The organism is Acidovorax bellezanensis (genome assembly GCF_025421555.1).
Classification (GTDB): domain Bacteria; phylum Pseudomonadota; class Gammaproteobacteria; order Burkholderiales; family Burkholderiaceae_C; genus Comamonas; species Comamonas bellezanensis.
In genome coordinates this window covers 345,188-362,858 of sequence record NZ_JAODYH010000001.1, presented here as the reverse complement: position 1 = coordinate 362,858, position 17,671 = coordinate 345,188, and the positions used below count along the sequence as shown (strand labels likewise).

Sequence of the window (17,671 nt, the reverse complement as noted above, 5' to 3'; positions counted from 1 at the left end):
ATGCCCGCAGCCCAAGCAACTGGCGCGGACCAACATGGGGACACCGAGCAAGGGCCGCCCCGCAGCGAAGGTGTCGTCCCCCTCCACCGAAGGTTGAGAGGGGGAAGCCGGGGCGCGCCTAGCGCGAAGCGGCTCAGGGGGTGCTTTATCTCCCGCGCATAAACAGCCCGTCCAGTTCGCGCATGGACATCTGCCGCCAGGTGGGGCGTCCGTGGTTGCACTGGTCGGAGCGCTCGGTGACTTCCATTTGCCGCAGCAGCCCGTTCATTTCGTCGAGCGTGAGCTTGCGATTGGCGCGCACTGCGCCGTGGCAGGCCATGGTGGCCAGAATCTCGTTGCGCGCGCGTTGCACCACGGTGCTGGCGTCGTGCTCGCCGAGTTCACCGAGCACGCTGCGCGCCAGCTCCACCGCATTGCCCTGGGCCAGCGACGCGGGCACGCAGCGCACGGCCAGGGTCTTGGGCGAAAACGGCGTGATCTCCATTCCCAGCAGTCCCAAGGTCTCGGCGTGGGCTTCGGCGGTGGCGACTTCCTGCAGCGTGGCGGCGAAGGTCGCTGGAATCAGCAGCGGCTGGCTGGGAATGCGTTCCTGGGCATTGACGCTGGCCTTGAGCTGTTCGTAGACGATGCGTTCATGGGCGGCATGCATGTCGACCAGCACCAGGCCCTGGGCATTCTCGGCCAGGATGTAGACGCCATGGAGCTGGGCCACGGCCCGGCCCAGCGGCCAGTGCTCGTTGTTTTCCGCGGGGGCGGCAGCGGCCGTCGCGGCAGCGGCCGCCGCGGCAGCGGTCGTCACGGCGGTGTCCGATGCTTGCGGCGCCGGAGCCCATGCCGCGGCGGGGGCTGTCGCTGGGGGCAGCGCAGCGGTCGCGTCCAGGCCATTGACAGGCGCGCCTGCGTCCGCGGGCTCGGCGGGCGCGCGCATGGGCGCCCTGAGCGCGCCCATGTCGCTCACGCGCTGGCCGGTCAGCGGGCTGCCAAAGGACATGGACACTTGCTGGGGACGTGGGGCCAGCGTGAAGGCGGGGGCGGCCGCCGCGGCGCCGGTCTCGCCAGTCGCGTCGACGGGAGCGTTCTCGGCGGCTTGCGCCGCGGCCTGGGCGGCGGCCGCGCGCGGCACGGCCAGCGCGTCCTCGATGGCGTAGCGCACGGCCTGGTGGACTTCGCGGCTGTCGCGAAAGCGCACTTCGATCTTGGTCGGGTGGACGTTGACGTCGATGCGCGCCGGATCGATGGTGATGTAGAGCGCGTAAATCGGTTGTTTCTGGCCGTGCAGCACATCTTCGTAGGCGCTGCGCGCGGCGTGCGTGAGCACCTTGTCGCGCACGAAGCGGCCGTTGACATAGCAGTACTGGTGGTCGGGGCGCGAGCGCGCCGCATCCGGTATGCCGGCGCGGCCGGTCACGGTGATCGCGCCATTGAGGCGCTCCACGGGCACCGACTGGGCAACAAAGTCCTCGCCCAGCACATCGGCCAGGCGGCGTGCCAGCGCTTCCTGGGGATCGCTGGACGGGACGGCGCGCCATTGTTCGACCAGCTTGCCTTCGTGCCAGATGGAAAAGCCCACGTCGGGGCGCGCCAGCGCGTGGCGGCGCACCGATTCGACGCAGTGCGCGAGCTCGGTGGCATCGGTTTTGAGGAACTTGCGGCGTGCCGGCGTGGAGAAGAACAGCTCCTTGATTTCCACTGTCGTGCCCGGGTTGCGCGCGGCCGGGCGCAATTCGCCGCTGCGCGCGTCCAGCAGGTAGGCGCTGTCCTGGCCCGCGGGGCGCGAAAGAATCGAGGCTTCGGACACGGAAGCGATGGCCGCCAGGGCTTCGCCGCGAAAGCCCATGGTGACCACGGTTTCGAGGTCGTGCAGATCGGCGATCTTGCTGGTGGCGTGGCGGCGCAAAGCCACCGGCAGTTCCTCGCGGGGGATGCCGACGCCATCGTCTTCGACCGTGATCAGCCGCACGCCGCCGGCGAGCAGGCGCAAGGTGATTTGCGTCGCACCGGCATCGAGGGCGTTGTCGACCAGTTCGCGCACCACCGAGGCTGGGCGTTCTACGACTTCACCGGCGGCAATCTGGCTGATGAGTTCATCGGGCAGGTCGCGAATCGGGCGACGGGACGGGGCGACGGTGGAGGAGGGGATGGAAGCGTTCACCCGGTGAATTTTAGAGGCTCAACGCAAACAGCGGCCAAAGGGCCGCTGCTGCTGCATTTTCCGTGGGGGCGTTGTCGCCACGCCCCAGCCTGGTTTAGCGGCGACCGCGACGGCCGCTGTCCTTGCCGAGTTCGTTGCCGATCAGTGCGCCAGCGGCGGCGCCGCCGACAGTGCCCAGGGTGCTGCCAAACAAGGCGTTACCCGCGACGCCACCGACCACGGCGCCTGCGCCGGTGCCGATTTGCGAACGGCTGGGGCCGTGGGCACAGCCGGACAGCGTGAACAGGGCCAGAGCGGCCAGACCGGTGCAGGTGAGGGTTTTGAGAGCGTGTGTCATTGAATAAACTCCGTTGTTCTGTGGGGGCCGGCCCATGTCAGCGGCGGTTGCCTTGCTGTATGGGCATGGTCTTTACTGTGCCAGGGGTTTGTAAAGTTGAGGCCTTCGATGGCCGCTTAAATTGCAAATAAGCGTAGATATGCGCTGAATATGTAACTTTCGCGGAGAAGCGGCCTGGAAGCGGATTTTGTGCAGCCTGCGGGCGCGCAGCGCCCGAACTTGCGCAAAAATAACGCCATGCCGCGCTTTGCGTGTCGGCACCCCGGCCCTGGCCCCTCGCTCCCTGGTTATTGAAAGCACTGTCTTGGAAATCATCTCTTTTCTGATCGACTTCATTCTGCACATTGACAAGCATCTCGAAGCTTTCGTCGTGGCCTACGGGCCCTGGGTGTATGCGCTGGTGTTCGCCATCGTGTTTGTCGAGACCGGCCTGGTGGTCATGCCGTTCTTGCCCGGCGACTCCCTGCTGTTCATCGTCGGCGCGCTGTGCGGCATAGGCTTGATGGACTATCCGCTGGCCTGCGCGGTGTTGCTGGCAGCAGCGATTCTGGGTGACCAGTGCAATTACCTGATCGGACGCCGGATAGGCCCCAAGGTGTTCCAGTGGGAGGACTCGCGCTGGTTCAACCGCAAGGCGTTCGACCAGGCCCATGGGTTTTATGAGCGTTACGGCGGCATCACCATCGTGCTGGCGCGGTTCATGCCGTTTATTCGCACGTTCGCGCCTTTTGTCGCTGGCGTTGCGGAAATGAACCGCGGCAAGTTCTCCGCGTTCAACATCGGCGGCGCGGTGCTGTGGGTGGGCAGCCTGGTGACGGCCGGTTACCTGTTCGGCAACATGCCCTGGGTGCGTGAGAATCTGGAAAAGATCATCTGGGCGCTGATTCTGGTGCCGGGGCTGATCGCCATTTTTGGCGCCTGGCGTGCAGGGCGTCAGGACAAGGCCAAGCAGCCCGTCTGAACGGTCTCGGTCGTTGAATGCAAAAAAGCCAGCGGATGCTGGCTTTTTTGCGTGCGTGTGACGGTTTTAGCGGCGTTGGTCGCTGCGCTTGCCGACTTCGTTGCCGATCAGAGCGCCAGCAGCGGCACCACCCACGGTGCCCAGAGTGCCGCCAAAAACGGCATCACCGACAACGCCGCCGGCGACGGCGCCGACACCCGTGCCCAACTGGGCGTTATTGGCGCAGCCGCCCAGGGTGAGTGCTGCGGCCGTGGCCGCAGCCAGGAAGAGAGTGCGAGTTTTCATGGTCCATCCTTCTTTGCGGCAGGATGCCGCAAACAGACTTTTTAAAGTCCTTGAGGCAAGCATGCCACCGCAGCGCTCCCCGGCTTGCGGGCCTGGTCCGGCAGTCCTTGTAGGACTAGCGCCCAAGCACCGGAAAAGCAAGCGCAGCCCAGGCGACTGGCGTGTCCCAGCAATGGGGCAGCGAGCGCAGCCCACGCAACTGGCGCGCCCCAGCTCAGGGACACCGAGCAAGGGCCGCCCCGCAGCGATGGTGTCGCCCCCCTCCACCGAAGGATGAGAGGGGGGAGCCGCGGCAGCGGCTCAGGGGGTGCCCCCCTACTACACCGCCCGGCTGCGCGCCAGCGGCGGATTCTTGGCAAAGTAGCCGCGAATGCCGCGCATCAGCGCATCGGCCAGCTGGGTCTGGTAGGCCGTGCTGCGCAGCTTGGCTTCTTCGCCAGGATTGCTGATGAACGCCGTTTCCACCAGCACGCTGGGAATGTCCGGGGCCTTGAGCACGGCGAAGCCGGCTTGCTCCACGCGCGGCTTGTGCAGCTTGGCCATGCCGCCGATTTCACCCAACAAGGCGCCGCCGAGCTTGAGGCTGTCATTGATCTGGGCGGTGGTGCTCATGTCGAGCAGGGCGCGTTGCACCTGCTTGTCCTGCTGCGAGCCCACATTCAGGCCGCCCACCATATCGGCCTGGTTTTCCTTGTTGGCCAGCCAGCGGGCGGCCGTGCTCGAGGCGCCACCCTGGCTCAGCGCGAAAACGCTGGCGCCGCTGGCCTGGGGCGTGGTGAAGGCGTCGGCGTGGATGCTGACAAACAGATCGGCCTGCACGCGCCGGGCTTTTTCCACGCGCGTGCCCAGGGGCACGAAATAGTCGCCATCGCGCGTGAGGAATGCACGCATCGGGCTGCCGTTGATTTCCGCGCTGTTGATGCGATCGCGCAGCAGGTGGGCCACCTTGAGCACCACGTCCTTTTCGCGCGTGCCGCCGGGGCCGATGGCGCCCGGGTCTTCGCCGCCGTGGCCAGGGTCCAGGGCGACGATGATGATGCGGTCGGTCTGGCGCGCGGTGGCGGTGTTGGTCGTCGGCCGGGGTGGCGCTTTGGGCGCGGGCGGCGGCGGCGGTGCCTGTGCAATCACCGTGGGTGGGGGCGGCACGGCCGTGGGCGTGGATGGTTTGGGCCGTGCAGCGGCGTTCCCCTGGCTGTGCTGGGCGATCAGGTCGCCGAGCAGGTCGGGGGCAGGGGCGGCGGCTTGCGTCGGGGCCGACGCCGAACCTGAACCCGTGTCGAGCAGACGTTCGGTGATCAGCGTTTCCAGCGGATCCACGGCCTTTTCCGGGTAAAGGTCGAACACCAGCCGGTGCTTGTAGGCCGCCACCGGCGCGAGGGTGAACACCTGGGGCGAGGCTTTTTGCTTCAGGTCGAGCACCAGGCGCACCACATTGGGCGAGTTCTGCCCCACGCGGATGGAGGCGATGTTGGGGTCGTCGGCGCGCACCTTGGCCACCAGCTCGCGCAGCGCGGGATTCAGGTCTATGCCTTCGATGTCCACGGCCAAGCGCGGTGGCGAAGCGATGAAGAACTGCTTGGCGACCAGTGGCGTGTCGGATTCGAGCGTCACGCGCGAGTATTCGGGGGCAGGCCAGACGCGTACGGCCAGGATGGTGGCGCCGCGGGCGATCTGCTGCGTGCCCAGCAGCAAGGCCAGTGAGCCGGCCTGCAGCAGGCTGCGCCGGGAAGGGGAGGAAGGGAGAACGTCGTTCATGCGGGCCAGGTTGCAAGCATGTCGCGGCCGGCAGGCGTGTGGGCCGCCAGCATCACGCTGCGCTGCGTTTCGTCGATTGCTTCAATATGGATAGCTATATCAGCAGGCGGCGTAAGAGCGGCTGCTTTTTCCGGCCATTCTGCCAGCTTGAGGCCGGGACTGGCGAAAATGTCACGAAATCCAGCATCTTCCCATTCGCGCGGATCTTCCAGGCGGTAGAAATCAAAGTGCCAGATCGCCAGGCCGGGCACTTCGTGCGGCTCCACCACGGCGTAGGTCGGGCTCTTGATGCGCCCTTGCACACCCAGGGCGCGCAGCAGATGGCGCACCAGCGTGGTCTTGCCCGCGCCGAGGTCGCCGTGCAAGGTCAGGTAGGCGTCGTGCAACTGGGGCTGTTGCGCCAGTTGCGCCGCAAAGCGGGCGGTGTCTTCTTCGGAGGCCCACAGCAGTTGGCGCGTCGCCAAAGGCTGGGGGCTTCCTGTGCTTCCTACAATCGCAGGGGTATGGTGTGCAGCAGTCAACTCTTTCCTTCGATTCAAGGCTGGGCCCGTGATTTGGGATTTTCCCAAATCGGGGTCGCGGGCGTGGATTTGTCCTCTTCCGAGCCCGGGTTGATCCAATGGCTGGCCCAAGGGTTCCATGGCGACATGCATTACATGCAGGCCCATGGTCTCAAACGTGCGCGTCCGGCCGAACTGGTGCCCGGCACGGTGAGCGTGATCACCGTGCGCATGGACTATCTGCCGCGCGACACGCCCGAAGGCTGGCAGGCGGTGGAATGGGAGCGGCTGACGCGGCCGGGTGAAGCCATTGTCTCGGTTTATGCCCGTGGGCGTGATTATCACAAGGTGTTGCGCGCGCGGCTGCAAAAACTCAGTGACCGCATCGCTGCCGAGGTTGGCCCCTTCGGCCACCGCGTGTTCACCGACTCGGCGCCGGTGCTCGAGGCCGAGCTGGCCAGCCGCAGCGGCCAGGGCTGGCGCGGCAAGCACACGCTGGTGCTGAGCCGCGAAGCGGGATCCATGTTCTTCCTGGGCGAGATCTACGTCGATCTGGCGCTAGAACCCACGGCGCCGGTCACGGCCCATTGCGGCAGCTGCCAGGCCTGCAGCGATGTCTGCCCCACGGGCGCCATCGTCGCGCCGCAGCGGGTCGACGCGCGGCGCTGCATTTCCTACCTGACCATAGAGCATGCGGGGGCCATCCCCGAGGAGTTGCGTCCGCTGATGGCCAACCGCATCTACGGCTGCGACGACTGCCAACTGGCCTGCCCCTGGAACAAGTTCGCCCAGCGCAGCAGCCTGCCCGATTTCGACGCGCGCGGCGGACTGGTCGGCGCGCAACTGGTACAGCTGTTCGCCTGGGACGAAGCCACTTTCCTGCGCTGCACCGAAGGCGGCCCGATACGCCGTATCGGCCATCTGCGCTGGTTGCGCAATATCGCCGTGGCGTTGGGCAATGCCTGGCGCGAGACCGGCGATCCGGCCGTGCAGCAGGCCTTGCTCAGCCGCAGCGATCACCCCGAAGCGCTGGTGCGCGAGCATGTGCAATGGGCGCTGAAACAACGCGTGGCCAGCGCCGAAGGCTAGGGTAAATACCGAGTAATTAGCGCCTGCCTGGTCGTCGTCAACGCCATGTACCCGCTTAGGATGCCAAGGTCTAAAAATCCTAAAAGGCGACTTTTATGTCTCAACGCAACAGCTGGCTCGGCCTTACCCTGGCCCTCGCGAGCACGTTCGCCATGGCCCAGGCCTATCCGACCAAGCCGATCAAATTGCTGGTGCCTTTTGCGCCCGGCGGCACGACGGACATCATCGCGCGCGTGATCGCGGAACCTCTGGGCAAGGAGCTGGGCCAGGTGGTGGTGGTGGAAAACCGCGGCGGTGGCGGCGGCGCCATCGGTGCGCTGGAAACTTCGCGCCAGAAGCCCGATGGCTACAACCTGGGCATTGCCACGCTGTCGAGCATGGCCACCAACCCGGCCATCAACCCCAAGACGCCTTACGACCCGATCAAGGATTTCACCCCCATCATCAACATTGCGGCCACGCCGAATGTGATCGCGGTGAATCCTAAGTTCCCGGCCACGGACTACAAGTCGTTCGAAGCCTACCTCAAGAAGAACCCCGGCAAGTACTCCTACGGTTCCTCGGGCACGGGCGGCGTGCAGCACATGCTGATGGAGCTGTACAAGAGCCTGACGCAGATCGATATCGTGCACGTGCCTTACCGCGGTGCGGGTCCGGCGCTCAATGACGCGGTTGCCGGCCAGATCCCCATGGTGCTGGACAACCTGCCTTCGGCCCTGCCGTTCATCAAGGACAAGCGCCTGGTCGCCATCGCCGTGGCCGCGCCCCAGCGCCTGGCCGTGCTGCCCGATGTGCCGACCTTCAAGGAAGTCGGCCTGGAGCAGGTGAACCGCATGGCTTTCTACGGCATCCTGGGCCCCAAGAACATGCCCAAGGAACTGGTCGACAAGATCAATGCCGCGACCCGCAAGGTCTTGCAGGACCCGGCCGTGCGCAAGCGCATCGAAGACACGGGCTCGCTGGTGGTCGGCAATTCGCCTGAAGAGTTCGCGGACGAGCTCAAGGCGGAGCTGGCGGTCTACAAGCAGGTGGTGGCCAAGCAGAAGCTGACGCTGGAGTGAGCGTGCGCGCTGCAAGCAGCGCAGACCCCACCAAGACCCGCAGAACAGGCCGCGCGCCTGGCCTGCGGGTTTTTTCATTCTCCATCCCATCTCGGTGTAGGCTTGCTGACAATGCCTACATCGCCTCTTGACGCCACCGACGCCCTGCCCGAAAGCCAGGCGGCCATCGACAGCTTTGTCGACGCCCTGTTCCTCGAGGACGGGCTGTCGCGCAATACGCTGGCGGCCTACAGGCGCGATCTCACGCTTTATTCCCAGTGGCTGGCGCAGCTGCCCGAGCCGCTGGCGCTGGACGCCACGCAGGAGCCGCAGCTGCAGGCCTATTTCGCGGCCGGCCTGGCGCTGACCAAGGCCACCACGGCGAACCGGCGTCTGACCGTGCTGCGGCGCTACTTTCACTGGGCGCTGCGCGAAAAACGCCTGCAGGCCGATCCCACGGTGCGCCTGCTGGCCGCGCGCCAGCCGCCGCGCCTGCCGCATACGCTGACCCAGGCCCAGGTCGAAGCGCTGCTGCACGCGCCCGACGATGGCACGCCGCTGGGCCTGCGCGACCGCAGCATGCTGGAGCTGATGTATGCCAGCGGCCTGCGCGTGAGCGAGCTGGTGGAACTGCAAAGCCACGCGGTGGACCTGCGCTCGGGCGTGGTGCGGGTGACGGGCAAGGGGCAGCGCGAGCGCCTGGTGCCGTTTGGCGACGAAGCCGCCTGGTGGCTGCAGCGCTACCAGCAGGAGGCGCGCCAGGCGATTCTCGGCGGCCAGCACAGCGACGACCTGTTCGTGACCCAGCGCGGCAGCGGCATGACGCGCGTCATGTTCTGGCTGCTGGTGAAAAAGTACGCGCAGCGCGCGGGCATCACCGCCCCGCTGTCGCCGCACACCCTGCGCCACGCTTTCGCCACCCATTTGCTCAACCACGGCGCCGACCTGCGCGTGGTGCAGATGCTGCTGGGCCATGTCGATATCTCGACCACCACCATCTACACCCATGTGGCCCGCGAGCGGCTCAAGAAGCTGCATGCCGAACACCATCCTCGAGGGTGAGTCCTGTTGCTCAGGGTTTCAATGGATGGTTGTTGTTGCGGTTTTGTGAGAGTGATTAGAGTTGCTTATGCCTCTTAAGGCAAAATGCAGCCCATCGTGCGGGGCCGTGACCGGCCCCAGTGCCTATTTATTTCGGAGTAGTAATGACAAATTCTTTGCGTCGAAGCTGGTTGGCGGCGGGTGTGTTGGCAGTGTTGCCGATGGTGACCTGGGCCCAGCCGCAGGCCTGGCCTGCGCGCCCCATCCGCGTGGTGGTTTCCTACCCCGCGGGCGGCGTGAGCGACGTGGTGGCGCGCGCCCTGGGCGACAAGCTCACGGCGCAGCTGGGTCAGCCCATCGTGGTCGAGAACAAGGCGGGCGCTGGCGGCGCCATCGGCCTGGACCAGGTGGCCAAGTCCAATCCCGACGGTTATACGCTGGGCTTTTCTGCCATCAGCCCGCTGGCGCTGAGCCCGCATCTGGGCAAGCTGCCGTTTGATCCGGCCAAGGACTTGATCCCCGTGGCCAGCGTGATGTATTCGCCGGTGCTGCTGCTGGGTACCAAGCGCAACACGGCCAAGGATTTCGGTCAGCTGATGGCCCAGGCCAAGAGCGATCCGGGCAGCGTGCGCTGGGCCACGGCCGGTCTGGCTTCGCTGGGCCACATCATGCTCGAGCAGATTGCCTATACGGCCAAGGTCGACATCACCCACATCCCCTACAAGGGCGGCGGCCAGCAGCTCAACGACGCCTTGAGCGCGCAGTTTGAAGTGCTGTCGACCAATGCCGGCCCGGCAGTGATGCAGCATATCAAGGCGGGCACGCTCAAAGCCCTGGCCGTGGGCGCGCCCCAGCGCCTGGCTTCCCTGCCCGACGTGCCCACGCTGGCCGAGCTGGGCCATGCTTCGGCCAATGTGACGTCGCTGTTCGGCATCTTCGCGCCGGCGGGCACGCCTGCGGCCATCGTCGATCGGCTCAACACCGAAATCAACAAGGCCCTGGCTTCGCCGGACCTGCAGGCCAAGCTGGCTGCGACCGACAACGTGCCCACGGGCGGCAAGGCCGCTGCGTTTGCGCGCCAGATCGCGGAAGAGTCGCAAAGCAATGCGCGCATCATCCGCGCCGCGAAGATCCAGCTGAACTAAGCAGCGCGCGCCAGCAAAAAGGCCGACTGCCCTTGGGGGGCAGCCGGCCTTTTTTACGCGCCCTTGGAGGGGGCTCGATTATTCATTCGTGTCCAGGTTTTCCGCCCAGGTCAGCGCTTGCAAATGGGACCAGTTGACCTGATGGTTGGTCAGCTGCAAGGCATTGGCGCTGCGCGCAAAGGCCGCGTCATCGCCGCTTTCGCAGGCCTTGGTGAGCTCCAGGAAAGGCGCGAGCACGCCCGTGTTGTGCAGCAGGGCATCGACCACGGGCTGGGGCAGGGCGACCGACTCCAAGGCCTTGCCCAGCGGCACGCCCAGCATCACGTCGAGGAGGGAGAACACACCGACGACAAAAGCGTTGTCGGATTCTTCGGGCGGCAGTAGTTCGGCGCTGAGCAGTTCCATCAGGCGACCGCGGACCACGGCGGTCTGGCCCACGGCGGGCGGCGAACCCCCGGTGCGCGACGTGGTCATCAGCAGCGCGGCCCAGCGGAACAGCTTTTTCAGGCCGAGGATCATCACCGCGTGGCGGAAGGACGTGACTTCGCACGACAGGCCAAAGCCCGAGGAGTTGATGAAGCGCAGCAGGTTGAAGGACAGCGTCGGGTCCTTCTTGAGCAGGTCCTCGATTTCCGCCGTGCTGGCCTGTTGGCGCACCAGATTGATGAGCTGGAGAATGGTGGCCTGCGAGGGGCGGATGGTCTGGGCACGGACCAGATCGGGATGGGCAAACCAGTAGCCCTGGAAGTACTGCACTCCCAGGCTGCGCATCAGTTCGAACTGCTCGGCGGTTTCCACCTTTTCGGCCACGACCTTGGCCTGGGTGTAGGCGCGCGCGAACTTCACCAGCGACTCGGCATCCTGCAGCGGAAAAGCTTGCAGGTCGAGCTTGATGTACGAGGCCATGGGCAGCCAGCTCGCGTAGGCGCGGCGCAGCAGCCCCTGGTTGAAGGCCAGGCGAAATCCCCGCTCGCGCAGGGCGTGAAAAATGTGCACCCGCGCTTCGATGTCGGCCTGGGTGGCGTTCTCGTCCAGCGTGGGCACTTCCAGCACCACCTTGTCGGGGTGGATCAGTTCGAGGTGACCGCCGGACAGGCTTTCCTGCGTGCAGTTGATGAATACTGTTTTCTGCCCGACCAGGGCTTCGGCGCCGGCATAGGACAGGGCGTTGAACAGCAGTGCTGCATCGCTGGCCGCGGTATGGGCATCGTGGGCCGTGGAGCGATCGAACAGCTCATAGCCGTAGACCTCGCGTTTTTCGTTGACGATGGCCTGCCTCGCAATGATGGCGAGGTTGCTGTCGTCAACGCCTTCGGGCAAGGCGGGCGTGGCGGTGGCGTCGGATGCAGAGGTACTCATAGCGGGAATTATGCCGGGAACGCTGCTCCGTGGCTGATCGGCGCGCGCTACAGTGGGTCGGCCAGGCGGTCTGTCCAGGCCAGGGCCTGCAGGTGGGCGCTGTTGATTTGCGTGCTGCTCAGCTGCAGGCTGCGTGCCGCCAGGTGAAAGGCCACGTCATCGCTGGATTCGCAGGCTTTGGCCAGTGCCAGCAGCTCGGCCAGCGGCCCCTCACCCTGCAGCAAGGCACTGGACACGGCTTCGGGCACGGTCACCAGCGCCAGCGCCGGTGCCAGCGGCAGCGGCAGCATGGAGTCGAGCAGCGAGAACAGTCCGGTCACAAAGGCCTGGTCGGCCTGCTCTTCGGACATGTCGGCCTGCAGTGCCAGCAGTTCCATGAGCCGGCCTCGGACCACGGCCGTCTGGCAGATCGCGGGCGGGGGGCCGCCGTCGCGCGTGGCCGTCAGCAGCAGGGCCGCCCAGCGGAACAGTTTCTTGAGGCCCAGAAACATCACCGCCTGGCGGAACGAGCTCACTTCACGCGTGAGGCCGAAGCCCGCCGAATTGATCAGCCGCATCAGGTTGAAGGCCAGGCCGGCATCTTTCTTCAAGACCTCTTCGATGGACTCGGTGCTGGCCTGCAGGCGCAGCAGATTGATCAGTTCGATGATGTTGGCCTGGGCGGGCTGCAGCAGCTTGGTGTGGACCACCGAAGGACGCGCAAACCAATAGCCCTGGAACAGCTGCACGCCTTGGCGGCTGGCGGTTTCGAAGTGCTGCTGGGTTTCTATCTTCTCGGCAATCAGCTGGGCCTTGCTGTGCCGCTGGGCGTACTGGATGCGCACGGCCAACTGGTCGGGCGGCAGCACCGACAGGTCGAGCTTGATGAAGTCGGCCAGCTGCAGCCAGGGCGCATAGGCCGACTCCAGCACGCTGTGGTTGAACGCCAGGCGAAAGCCCTGGGCGCGCAGCTGGGCCAGTATGGGCAGGCGGGCGCTGACTTCCTCGCTGGCCGTATGGCCCAGCGACGGGATTTCGAGCACCATCTGGGCCGGGTTGAGCAGGTCCAGGTGGCCGCCAGCCAGGCTTTCGTGGGTGCAGTTCACAAACAGCAGCTTGGTGCCGATGATGTCTTCGCTGCCCGCGTGCGAGAGCGCCGTGAACACCAGAATCACATCCGACGCGGCCGTGTGCTGCAGGGCCGCGCGCGAGCGATTGAACAACTCGTAGCCTACGACCTGATTCAGGTGGTTGATGATGGCTTGCCGGGCAATCATGGGAGTGGCGGAGGCCGGGACAGTCGTGGTCATGGAACGCAATCAAACAAAGCCAAGCGGGATTGTAGGGACAAGCGTGGTGCTTGGGCGCACTCGTTCTTCAGCTTTGTTCCAGCCAGAGCAATTCCGTCTCGCTGAAGCCGGCCGCGCGCCGCGCCGCCGTGTTGAAGGGCGGGCGCATGCGCGGCGCCGCGTACTGCTGCATGAGGTGGATGAAATGGCTTTCCGGATCGAGTCCATCGCGCTCACAAAGCCAGCGGTACCAGTGGTTGCCAATGGCCACATGGCCGATCTCCTCCCGCAGGATCACATCCAGGATCTCGACCGCGGCCAGTGCGTCGTCCGTACCCACCTGGCGCAGCTTGGCCTGGATCTGCGGCGTGGCGTCCAGGCCGCGGGCTTCCATGGTGCGCGGCACCAGGGCCATGCGCGCGATGATGTTGTCCTGGGTCTTCTCGCACATCGTCCACTGGCCCTGGTGGGCGGGAAAGTCGCCGTAGTCATGGCCCACGCTGCGCAAGTGGGCGCGCAGCAGCTGGAAATGCTTGGCTTCCTCGCCAGCCACCTGCAGCCAGTCGCGGTAAAACGCCTTGGGCATGGCGGGGAAGCGCCAGATCGCGTCCAGCGCCAGGTTGATGGCGTTGTACTCGATATGGGCGATGGCGTGGATCAGCACGGCCCGGCCATGGGGCGTGGCGGGCGAGCGCCGGGCCATCTCGGTGTGCGGGCGCAATTCGGGCTTCTCGGGGTGGCCGGGCAGGGTGGTGCCGGGGGCCGGGGCCAAAATCAATGCGGGGTCTATTGAAAAATCCTGTTGCTGCGCATACATATGCAGCGTCTGGCGGGCTTTGAGCTCAGGGTCGGCAAGGCATAAAGCCTCGAGGGCGTGGTGACGTAACTCCATCCCTACAATTCTAGGTTTTACATATAACAAACGGAGACAAACCCGATGGCGATTTATGAACTCGACGGCCTGGTGCCGCAGGTGGCTGCATCGGCCTGGGTGGCCGACAGCGCCCAGGTGATTGGCGACGTGAGGCTGGGCGAGGATGTGAGCATCTGGTTTGGCAGCGTGCTGCGCGGCGATGCCGACAGCCTGCACATTGGCGCGGGCAGCAACATCCAGGACGCCAGCGTGCTGCATGCCGATCTGGGCAAGCCGCTGGTCGTGGGCGAGCGCGTCACCGTGGGCCACCAGGTGATGCTGCATGGCTGCACCATCGGTGACGAGTCATTGATCGGCATAGGCGCGGTGATTCTCAATGGCGCGAAAATCGGCAAGAACTGCCTGGTCGGCGCCGGAGCGCTGGTCACCGAAGGCAAGGAATTTCCCGATGGCTCGATGATCATCGGCAGCCCCGCCAAGGTGGTGCGCCAGCTGAGCCCCGAGCAAATCGAAGGGCTGCGCAAAAGTGCGCAGCATTACATTGACAACGCACGCCGCTACAAGAGCGGCTTGCACAAGCTCGGCTGAAACCCGGGCATTTTTTCCAGGAACCCTGCGTGTCTGAACTCCATAAATTCCTTTTTGATGGCCTGCCGGTGCGCGGAATGATCGTGCGCCTCACCGATGCCTGGACCGAAATTCTCGCGCGCCGCGCGGGCAACAGCGATACCGGTGCCTACGCGCCGCCGGTGCAGGCCTTGCTCGGCGAGATGGCGGCCGCGGGCGTGCTGATGCAGTCCAACATCAAGTTCAATGGGGCCCTGATCATGCAGGTGTTCGGCGACGGCCCGGTGAAGCTCGCCGTGACCGAAGTCCAGCCCGACCTGAGCGTGCGCGCCACGGCGACGGTGCGCAGCGACCAGCCGGTGGCCGATGGCGCCCATCTGGCCGACCTGCTCAACGTCTCGGGTGGCGCGCGCTGCGCGATCACGCTGGACCCCAAGGACCGCCAGCCCGGCCAGCAGCCCTACCAGGGCGTGGTGCCGCTGGAAGACGCCAAGGGCCGGCGCTTCGAGCGCCTGTCGGATGCGCTGCAGTTCTACATGCTGCAGTCCGAGCAGCTCGACACGGTGCTGGTGCTGGCCGCCAACGACCAGGTGGCCGCGGGCCTGCTGGTGCAGCGCATGCCGGTCAAAGGCGAAGCCAATCTTGCTGCCGCGACCGAAAGCGCCGAGGAAGGCCATGACCGCAACGGCCTGAACGAAGAGTACAACCGCATCGCCACGCTGGCCTCGAGCCTGACGCAGGAAGAGCTGCTGACGCTGGACGTCGACACTATTTTGCGCCGCCTGTTCTGGGAAGAAAAACTGGTGCGTTTCGAGCCCCAGGTCGGTGAGGACGGTCCGCGTTTTGCCTGCAACTGCAGCCGTGAGCGCGTCGCCAACATGCTCAACACGCTGGGCGTGGAGGAGATCGAGAGCATTGTGCAGGAGCGCGGCATGATCGAAGTCGCCTGCGAATACTGCGGTCAGCAATACCAGTTCGACCCCATCGATGCCGCCCGGCTGTTCACCGACGCTGAAAAGCTGCCGCCGAGTTCGGACGCCGTGCACTGAAGCTGCCCGGTGCTGAGCCAAAGCCCGTAGCGCCCGCGCGCTGCGGGCTTTTTTGCATTCAGTCGCGCAAGGCCGTGAACAGCCGGCGTTCGCAGTCCGGATCCCCGCAGTCTTCACAGCGCGAGCGCAGGCGCTGGCTGGATGCGGCTGGGCGGTGCCTGGCCGTGGCGGCGCTGGGTGCGACGCTGTCTATGGCCCGCAGGGCCTGGGACAGGCGTTGCTGGGCGGTGGCGCCGTAGATCACGCGAAACACCAGGCTGGCAGCGGCCAGCTGGCTGCGCAGCCAGGCGTCTTCGCGCTGCTGGCGTTCGCGCAGCGCGGGCGGGCAGGGCAGATCCAGGCCGCAGAGCAGCCAGCAGTGCGCCGGTGCGTACGGCAGCGGGCCTGGGCCTTCTTCGGCCAGCCAGCGCTGGCTGGCATGGTCCAGGGAGTAGCTTGTAAGCGGGGTGGGGGCGAGTGCCTCGGCCAGGGCGGCGGCGAGGTCATCGGCGGCGCTGTGGCAGGCGCCGAGCACGGTCACGAGACAGTCGGGAGGGGCGACAGCGCTGTCGTCGGCCATGGGCAGATACCGGGCTGGAGTGTCAGCGGTGGGTGATCTGTACAAAAATTTCGTTGGGCTTGAGCATGCCCAGTTCGCTGCGGGCCTTGGCTTCGACCATTTCCAGGCCGTCCTTGAGGTCGTTGACTTCGACCGTGAGCCGTTCGTTTTCCTTGCGCATGACCGCATTGGCGGCATTTTGCTTGGCAATTTCCTGCTGCAGCTCTTTCACATAGGCCACGCTGCCATGGCCCAGCCACAGCTGTGCATGCACGGCTGCGAGCAATACCAGCAAGATCGGTGGGACGATGCGATGGACCATGGGACGTTGTCGGGGTGGCAGAGTGCAAACGCCCGGTGAAGAGGGCGGGCCTCTTCACCGGTGGCTGCGTTTTAACGCAGGTTGTAGAAAGCCTCGCGGCCTGGGTAGTAGGCGATCTCGCCCAGGTCTTCTTCGATGCGCAGCAGCTGGTTGTACTTCGCCATGCGGTCCGAACGCGACAGCGAGCCGGTCTTGATCTGGCCGGCGTTGGTGCCCACGGCGATGTCGGCAATGGTCGAGTCTTCGGTTTCGCCCGAGCGGTGCGAAATCACGGCCGTGTAGCCAGCGCGCTTGGCCATTTCGATGGCGGCGAAGGTTTCGGTCAGCGTGCCGATCTGGTTGATCTTGATCAGGATGGAATTGGCAATCTTCTTGTCAATGCCTTCCTTGAGGATCTTGGTGTTGGTCACGAACAGATCGTCGCCCACCAGCTGGACCTTGGAGGCCAGGCGGTCGGTCAGGATCTTCCAGCCGTCCCAGTCGTTTTCGGCCATGCCGTCTTCGATCGAGATGATGGGGTACTTGTCGCACCAGCCGGCCAGCATGTCGGTCCACTGGGTCGCGGTCAGCGTCAGGTTGCCTTCACCGGCCAGCACGTACATGCCGTCCTTGTAGAACTCGCTGGCAGCGCAGTCCAGGCCCAGGGCGATCTGTTCGCCGGCCTTGTAGCCCGCGGCTTCGATGGCGTCGAGGATCAGCTGGATGGCGGCTTCGTGGTTTTCCACGGAAGGCGCGAAACCGCCTTCGTCGCCCACGGCCGTGCTCATGCCCTTGTCGTGGATGATCTTCTTGAGTGCGTGGAACACTTCAGCGCCCCAGCGCACGGCTTCGCGGAACGTCGGTGCGCCCACGGGAATGATCATCAACTCTTGCAGGTCCAGCGAGTTGTTGGCGTGCGCGCCGCCGTTGATGACGTTCATCATGGGCACGGGCAACTGCATGCCGCCCATGCCGCCGAGGTAGCGGTACAGGGGCAGGCCGGCTTCTTCGGCAGCGGCGCGGGCCACGGCCATCGACACGGCCAGCATGGCGTTGGCGCCCAGGCGGCCCTTGTTGTCGGTGCCGTCGAGGTCGATCAAGGTCTTGTCGAGGAAGGCCTGTTCCGAAGCGTCGAGGCCCAGAACGGCTTCCGAGATTTCCGTGTTGATGTGTTCCACGGCCTTGAGCACGCCCTTGCCCAGGTAACGGCTCTTGTCGCCGTCGCGCAGCTCGATGGCTTCGCGCGAACCGGTGGACGCGCCCGAAGGCACGGCCGCACGGCCCATCACGCCCGATTCCAGCAGCACGTCGCATTCGACGGTGGGGTTGCCGCGGCTGTCCAGCACTTCGCGGCCGACGATATCAACAATCGCACTCATGATTTTCCTTTGAAGGTTTTTGAATCAGGTC

The 17,671-nt window shown here is 65.5% G+C and carries 18 protein-coding genes; 7 read left to right on the top strand and 11 right to left on the bottom strand.

From position 1 onward, the window contains the following. Nucleotides 1–145: 145 nt before the first annotated feature. Together mutL and N0K08_RS01590 are read right to left on the bottom strand one after the other, a co-directional pair. Entirely contained in the window at nt 146–2,152 is a 2,007-nt protein-coding gene (mutL, locus tag N0K08_RS01595) for a DNA mismatch repair endonuclease MutL (protein ID WP_261498238.1), read from the bottom strand. Nucleotides 2,153–2,246: 94 nt separating this feature from the next. Next, nucleotides 2,247–2,489 (bottom strand): glycine zipper 2TM domain-containing protein, encoded by a 243-nt coding sequence (locus N0K08_RS01590; protein WP_261498237.1) that lies wholly within the window; start codon nt 2,487–2,489, stop codon nt 2,247–2,249. Between the two features lie 304 nt (nt 2,490–2,793). On the opposite strand from N0K08_RS01590, the gene N0K08_RS01585 reads away from it, so the two are divergent. Continuing rightward, nucleotides 2,794–3,450 carry a DedA family protein gene (locus tag N0K08_RS01585; RefSeq protein ID WP_261498236.1) on the top strand — a complete coding sequence of 219 codons (657 nt, stop codon included), beginning with the start codon at nt 2,794–2,796 and terminating at the stop codon, nt 3,448–3,450. 66 nt (nt 3,451–3,516) lie between these two features. Here N0K08_RS01585 and N0K08_RS01580 read toward each other — a convergent pair whose 3' ends face one another. The 3 genes from N0K08_RS01580 to tsaE all read right to left on the bottom strand — a co-directional run bounded on the left by N0K08_RS01580 (nt 3,517) and on the right by tsaE (nt 6,011). Beyond that, nucleotides 3,517–3,735, bottom strand: coding sequence for a glycine zipper 2TM domain-containing protein (locus N0K08_RS01580; protein ID WP_261498235.1), 219 nt, complete (start codon nt 3,733–3,735; stop codon nt 3,517–3,519). A gap of 318 nt (nt 3,736–4,053) precedes the next feature. Then, nucleotides 4,054–5,490: an N-acetylmuramoyl-L-alanine amidase gene (locus N0K08_RS01575; protein ID WP_261498234.1), complete on the bottom strand. Its 1,437-nt coding sequence runs from the start codon at nt 5,488–5,490 to the stop codon at nt 4,054–4,056. After that, nucleotides 5,487–6,011, bottom strand: a complete 525-nt coding sequence (gene tsaE, locus N0K08_RS01570; RefSeq protein ID WP_261498233.1) for a tRNA (adenosine(37)-N6)-threonylcarbamoyltransferase complex ATPase subunit type 1 TsaE — start codon at nt 6,009–6,011, stop codon at nt 5,487–5,489. Before tsaE ends, N0K08_RS01575 begins: the two co-directional genes overlap by 4 nt. Nucleotides 6,012–6,023: 12 nt before the next feature. Here tsaE and queG point away from each other — a divergent pair, with 12 nt between their 5' ends. From queG to N0K08_RS01550, 4 genes are all read left to right on the top strand, one after another. After that, nucleotides 6,024–7,079, top strand: coding sequence for a tRNA epoxyqueuosine(34) reductase QueG (queG, locus tag N0K08_RS01565; protein ID WP_261498470.1), 1,056 nt, complete (start codon nt 6,024–6,026; stop codon nt 7,077–7,079). Between the two features lie 95 nt (nt 7,080–7,174). Next, entirely contained in the window at nt 7,175–8,140 is a 966-nt protein-coding gene (locus tag N0K08_RS01560) for a tripartite tricarboxylate transporter substrate binding protein BugE (RefSeq protein WP_261498232.1), read from the top strand. A gap of 111 nt (nt 8,141–8,251) precedes the next feature. Beyond that, a complete protein-coding gene (gene xerD / locus N0K08_RS01555; RefSeq protein WP_261498231.1) occupies nt 8,252–9,181 on the top strand; it encodes a site-specific tyrosine recombinase XerD in 930 nt (309 codons plus the stop codon). Between the two features lie 143 nt (nt 9,182–9,324). Next, nucleotides 9,325–10,305 (top strand): Bug family tripartite tricarboxylate transporter substrate binding protein, encoded by a 981-nt coding sequence (locus tag N0K08_RS01550; protein WP_261498230.1) that lies wholly within the window; start codon nt 9,325–9,327, stop codon nt 10,303–10,305. Between the two features lie 78 nt (nt 10,306–10,383). On the opposite strand, the gene N0K08_RS01545 is transcribed toward N0K08_RS01550, so the two are convergent. The 3 genes from N0K08_RS01545 to N0K08_RS01535 form a co-directional block, all read right to left on the bottom strand. After that, nucleotides 10,384–11,664, bottom strand: coding sequence for an EAL and HDOD domain-containing protein (locus tag N0K08_RS01545; RefSeq protein WP_261498229.1), 1,281 nt, complete (start codon nt 11,662–11,664; stop codon nt 10,384–10,386). Nucleotides 11,665–11,711: 47 nt separating this feature from the next. Continuing rightward, complete coding sequence (locus tag N0K08_RS01540; protein WP_261498228.1) at nt 11,712–12,953, bottom strand: EAL and HDOD domain-containing protein; 1,242 nt, start codon at nt 12,951–12,953, stop codon at nt 11,712–11,714. A gap of 67 nt (nt 12,954–13,020) precedes the next feature. Beyond that, the gene (locus tag N0K08_RS01535) at nt 13,021–13,824 is read right to left on the bottom strand and encodes a ferritin-like domain-containing protein (protein ID WP_261498227.1); all 804 of its coding nucleotides are present in this window, start codon (nt 13,822–13,824) and stop codon (nt 13,021–13,023) included. A gap of 45 nt (nt 13,825–13,869) precedes the next feature. Between N0K08_RS01535 and N0K08_RS01530 the strand changes: the two genes are divergently transcribed. Next, entirely contained in the window at nt 13,870–14,394 is a 525-nt protein-coding gene (locus N0K08_RS01530; RefSeq protein WP_261498226.1) for a gamma carbonic anhydrase family protein, read from the top strand. A gap of 29 nt (nt 14,395–14,423) precedes the next feature. Continuing rightward, on the top strand, nt 14,424–15,422 hold the full coding sequence (gene hslO, locus N0K08_RS01525; protein ID WP_261498225.1) for an Hsp33 family molecular chaperone HslO: 999 nt from the start codon (nt 14,424–14,426) through the stop codon (nt 15,420–15,422). A gap of 58 nt (nt 15,423–15,480) precedes the next feature. Here hslO and N0K08_RS01520 read toward each other — a convergent pair whose 3' ends face one another. From N0K08_RS01520 to eno, 3 genes are all read right to left on the bottom strand, one after another. Then, entirely contained in the window at nt 15,481–15,981 is a 501-nt protein-coding gene (locus N0K08_RS01520; RefSeq protein ID WP_261498224.1) for a hypothetical protein, read from the bottom strand. Nucleotides 15,982–16,003: 22 nt separating this feature from the next. Further along, nucleotides 16,004–16,282 (bottom strand): septum formation initiator family protein, encoded by a 279-nt coding sequence (locus tag N0K08_RS01515; RefSeq protein WP_261498223.1) that lies wholly within the window; start codon nt 16,280–16,282, stop codon nt 16,004–16,006. Nucleotides 16,283–16,353: 71 nt separating this feature from the next. Then, entirely contained in the window at nt 16,354–17,640 is a 1,287-nt protein-coding gene (gene eno, locus N0K08_RS01510) for a phosphopyruvate hydratase (RefSeq protein WP_261498222.1), read from the bottom strand. Nucleotides 17,641–17,671: the final 31 nt, after the last annotated feature.

What these genes read in the sequence shown, in the direction of transcription:
- N0K08_RS01590 (WP_261498237.1), bottom strand. Translation starts at nt 2,489, where the DNA reads ATGACACACGCTCTCAAAACCCTCACCTGCACCGGTCTGGCCGCTCTG.
- N0K08_RS01580 (WP_261498235.1), bottom strand. Translation starts at nt 3,735, where the DNA reads ATGAAAACTCGCACTCTCTTCCTGGCTGCGGCCACGGCCGCAGCACTC.
- N0K08_RS01575 (WP_261498234.1), bottom strand. Translation starts at nt 5,490, where the DNA reads ATGAACGACGTTCTCCCTTCCTCCCCTTCCCGGCGCAGCCTGCTGCAG.
- N0K08_RS01560 (WP_261498232.1), top strand. Translation starts at nt 7,175, where the DNA reads ATGTCTCAACGCAACAGCTGGCTCGGCCTTACCCTGGCCCTCGCGAGC.
- xerD (WP_261498231.1), top strand. Translation starts at nt 8,252, where the DNA reads ATGCCTACATCGCCTCTTGACGCCACCGACGCCCTGCCCGAAAGCCAG.
- N0K08_RS01550 (WP_261498230.1), top strand. Translation starts at nt 9,325, where the DNA reads ATGACAAATTCTTTGCGTCGAAGCTGGTTGGCGGCGGGTGTGTTGGCA.
- N0K08_RS01545 (WP_261498229.1), bottom strand. Translation starts at nt 11,664, where the DNA reads ATGAGTACCTCTGCATCCGACGCCACCGCCACGCCCGCCTTGCCCGAA.
- N0K08_RS01540 (WP_261498228.1), bottom strand. Translation starts at nt 12,953, where the DNA reads ATGACCACGACTGTCCCGGCCTCCGCCACTCCCATGATTGCCCGGCAA.
- N0K08_RS01535 (WP_261498227.1), bottom strand. Translation starts at nt 13,824, where the DNA reads ATGGAGTTACGTCACCACGCCCTCGAGGCTTTATGCCTTGCCGACCCT.
- N0K08_RS01530 (WP_261498226.1), top strand. Translation starts at nt 13,870, where the DNA reads ATGGCGATTTATGAACTCGACGGCCTGGTGCCGCAGGTGGCTGCATCG.
- N0K08_RS01520 (WP_261498224.1), bottom strand. Translation starts at nt 15,981, where the DNA reads ATGGCCGACGACAGCGCTGTCGCCCCTCCCGACTGTCTCGTGACCGTG.
- N0K08_RS01515 (WP_261498223.1), bottom strand. Translation starts at nt 16,282, where the DNA reads ATGGTCCATCGCATCGTCCCACCGATCTTGCTGGTATTGCTCGCAGCC.
- eno (WP_261498222.1), bottom strand. Translation starts at nt 17,640, where the DNA reads ATGAGTGCGATTGTTGATATCGTCGGCCGCGAAGTGCTGGACAGCCGC.